Origin of the sequence: Flavobacterium undicola (assembly GCF_009909155.2) — a bacterium.
GTDB classification, from domain to species: Bacteria; Bacteroidota; Bacteroidia; order Flavobacteriales; family Flavobacteriaceae; genus Flavobacterium; species Flavobacterium undicola.
In genome coordinates, this window is record NZ_JAAAPM020000074.1 from 1 (window position 1) to 1,179 (window position 1,179).

1 protein-coding gene is annotated in these 1,179 nt (G+C 41.8%); it reads left to right on the forward strand.

Annotation, left to right across the window (positions count from 1 at the left end; genetic code table 11):
• On the forward strand, nt 1–1,179 hold a 1,179-nt coding region (locus GTZ96_RS18135), incomplete at both ends, for an HYR-like domain-containing protein (protein ID WP_449528465.1).

Here is a 1,179-nt window from a genome sequence, read left to right on the forward strand (position 1 = left end):
CTGCAGTACCTCAGGCAGCTACTTTAACAGCTACCGATAATTGTGATGCAAATCCAGTGGTAAGCTACAAAGAAGTGAAATCAAATATCAGTGAAACTTGTGCCAGCAACTATACGTTGACCAGAACTTGGACTGCTAAAGATGCCTGTGGTAATGAATCTTCTAAATCTCAAGTAATCACAGTAAAAGACACTACGGCTCCGGTATTGAGCGAAGCTCCTGCTGATCTAACGGCAGAATGTTCTGCAGTACCTCAGGCAGCTACTTTAACAGCTACCGATAATTGTGATGCAAATCCAGTGGTAAGCTACAAAGAAGTGAAATCAAATATCAGTGAAACTTGTGCCAGCAACTATACGTTGACCAGAACCTGGACAGCTAAAGATGCTTGTGGTAATGAATCTTCTAAATCTCAAGTGATCACAGTAAAAGACACTACGGCTCCGGTATTGAGCGAAGCTCCTGCTGATCTAACAGCAGAATGTTCTGCGGTTCCTGAGGCTGCGACTTTAACCGCTACCGATAACTGTGATGCAAATCCGATGGTATCATACAAAGAAGTAAAATCTAATATCAGTGAAGTTTTTGCCAGCAACTATACGTTGACCAGAACTTGGACTGCTAAAGATGCTTGTGGTAATGAATCTTCTAAATCACAAGTAATCACAGTAAAAGACACAACTGCTCCTGTTGCTCCTGTTTTGGCTGATGTAACGGGTGAGTGTTCTGCTACGGCGACTGCTCCTACTACAACGGACAACTGTAAAGAAACTGCAATTACTGGTACAACTAATGATCCGTTGACTTACAATACACAAGGAACTCATATTATCACTTGGACTTTCGATGATGGAAATGGAAACACAACTACAGCTACTCAAAAAGTAATTGTTAAAGATGTAACTGCTCCTGTAGCTCCTGTTTTGGCTGATGTAACGGGTGAGTGTTCTGCTACGGCTACGACTCCTACTACAACGGACAACTGTAAAGAAACTGCAATTACTGGTACAACTAATGATCCGTTGACTTACAATACACAAGGCACACATATCATCACTTGGACTTTCGATGATGGAAATGGAAACACAACTACAGCTACTCAAAAAGTAATTGTTAAAGATGTAACTGCTCCTGTAGCTCCTGTTTTGGCTGATGTAACGGGTGAGTGTTCTGCTACGG